This is a genomic window from Vibrio sp. 10N.222.52.C3 (genome assembly GCF_041474195.1).
GTDB lineage: Bacteria > Pseudomonadota > Gammaproteobacteria > Enterobacterales > Vibrionaceae > Vibrio > Vibrio crassostreae_C.
Genome location: NZ_JBFRTQ010000229.1, coordinates 1 through 2275, shown reverse-complemented (window position 1 = coordinate 2275; position 2275 = coordinate 1). Strand labels below are relative to the sequence as shown.

Here is a 2275-nt window from a genome sequence, read left to right as displayed (position 1 = left end):
GGCGTGTTGACCTTTCGCGATTAAATTTTGTTCGAGATAAAAGCGTTTTAATCGCGGCGAGGGGGAAGTAGCCTAGCATTCTAAGCAAATCCCCCTCAACAAAGAGTAAAACGCTTTTTGCGGGGGCGCCCAGCTCGAACCCTTCGGGCAGCGTTTGCTGGTCATTTCTACTACGTTATCGGCTTCTCATGTAGGCTAGCTACACATCAAAGCCTCTGCCTTGTATAAATACCCAGCAACTCGCTGCAAAAATCAGCTCGAAAGGTCAACACTCCCTCGATACACTTATTGTGGTTTGCGACACAATGTTTAGCTTAATGACCACCAGAGATAACTGGAGCAACGACTTCACCAGTGCGTTGAATGATCCAACCTGCATCATAGAACCATGCTGTCATTGGCTCTACGAAGAACACAATGCCTGCTAGGCCAACCAGTGCCAATACGATGGTGTATGGCAACGCCATGATAACCATGCGACCGTAAGACAATCTAATTAACGGAGCAAGTGCTGATGTTAATAGGAATAGGAATGCAGCCTGGCCGTTTGGCGTTGCAACAGAAGGTAGGTTAGTACCAGTGTTGATAGCAACAGCAAGTAGGTCGAACTGATCACGAGTGATGATGCCTTCAACCAGTGCAGTTTTCACTTCGTTAATGTAAACCGTACCGACGAACACGTTATCTGAAACCATCGATAAAATACCGTTGGCAATATAGAAGAGTGCGAGCTGTGCGCCTTTATCTTCAACGTGAAGTACTGCATCGATGACTGGCTTAAATAGAGCTTGGTCGATGATCACAGCAACAACAGCGAAGAAAACGGCAAGAAGTGCAGTAAATGGCAGCGCTTCTTCAAAGGCTTTACCCATAGAGTGTTCTTCAATAACACCCGTAAATGCTGTAGCTAAGATGATCACAGACAGGCCAATCAAACCTACTTCAGCAACGTGAAGTGCAAGGCCGACGATAAGCCAAACTGCGATTGCACTTTGAACCCATAGTTTTGCTACGTCTTGCTTTGTGCGGTTTGCACGTTCTTTGTTGTCAAACTCAACTAAGATTTGGCGAACATTCATTGGTAGTTGAGCACCGTAACCAAACACTTTGAATTTCTCGACAAGTGCACAAGTTAAAATACCGCAGAAGAAAACAGGTAGTGTTACTGGCAGCATACGGATGATAAATTCACCGAACTCCCAACCTGCTTGCTTAGCAATTACCAAGTTTTGTGGTTCTCCTACCATGGTCATTACACCACCCAGTGCTGTACCCACACCAGCGTGCATTAGCAGTGAACGTAGGAAAGCACGGTAGTTTTCTAGGTCATCACGAGTTAGCTCTGAGATCTCTTCATCATGAGTATGATCGTGCGAAGACGTTGTGCCCTTGCCTGATGCAACCTTGTGGTAGATAGAGTAGAAGCCGACCGCAACGCTAATAACTACGGCGATTACTGTTAGTGCATCTAGGAATGCTGATAAGAAAGCGGCAGCAACACAGAAGGCAACGGAGAGTAAAATTTTAGATTGGATGCCAAGCAAGATCTTCGTGAAAATGAACAAAAGCAGTTCTTTCATGAAGTAAATGCCAGCAACCATGAATACGAGCAAGAGTAATACAGGAAGGTTTGCTTGCAGCTCGTGATAAACCATTTCTGGTTTGGTCATGCCAATGGCGACTGCTTGAATAGCTAATAGACCACCCGGTTGAAGTGGGTAGCATTTGAGAGCCATAGCTAGAGTGAAAATAAACTCAACCACCAATAGCCAGCCCGCAACAAATGGGTCAACTAGGAAGAAAACAAACGGGTTGATGATTAAAAAGGAAATGATGGCAAGTTTATACCAATCAGGAGCTTTACCAAGGAAGTTCTTGATAAAAGCGTTTCCGAGAGACATCGGCATGTTAATACTCTTTTATGTTGATTATGAATAGACAAGCAATACAACATTTTGAGAATCGAGCTATAGAAATTGTTAAAAACTATAACTAACAGTGACTTAGAAAAACTACATTCCATGTAATGTTCTGTGGTCTTGCCAAGTCACTCCCTTAGAAACTCAAGCACTGCTTATTTTTGAGCGCAACTTTACTCTTAGATAACATTTAGTCAACAGGAAAAGCCCTGTAGCCCTAAAAATACCTCTTTTTTGTTGAGAAACGCGATCAAAGTAGCGCAAGCATACCACTTAAAATGTGATAAAAACCGACTAGAATCAATATTTCAGCGAAATGATTGAAAATTACAGAATAACGACGGCTTATATATGAT

1 protein-coding gene is annotated in these 2275 nt (G+C 43.3%); it reads right to left on the bottom strand.

Annotated features, from left to right (window positions below; genetic code table 11):
- Positions 1 to 314 precede the first annotated feature (314 nt).
- On the bottom strand, positions 315 to 1907 hold the full coding sequence (gene nhaB / locus AB4517_RS22520; protein WP_136973544.1) for a Na(+)/H(+) antiporter NhaB: 1593 nt from the start codon (positions 1905 to 1907) through the stop codon (positions 315 to 317).
- Positions 1908 to 2275 lie beyond the last annotated feature (368 nt).

Bases quoted from the DNA above. Each gene is read 5' to 3' on its own strand.
- nhaB (WP_136973544.1), bottom strand. From the start codon at position 1,907: ATGCCGATGTCTCTCGGAAACGCTTTTATCAAGAACTTCCTTGGTAAA.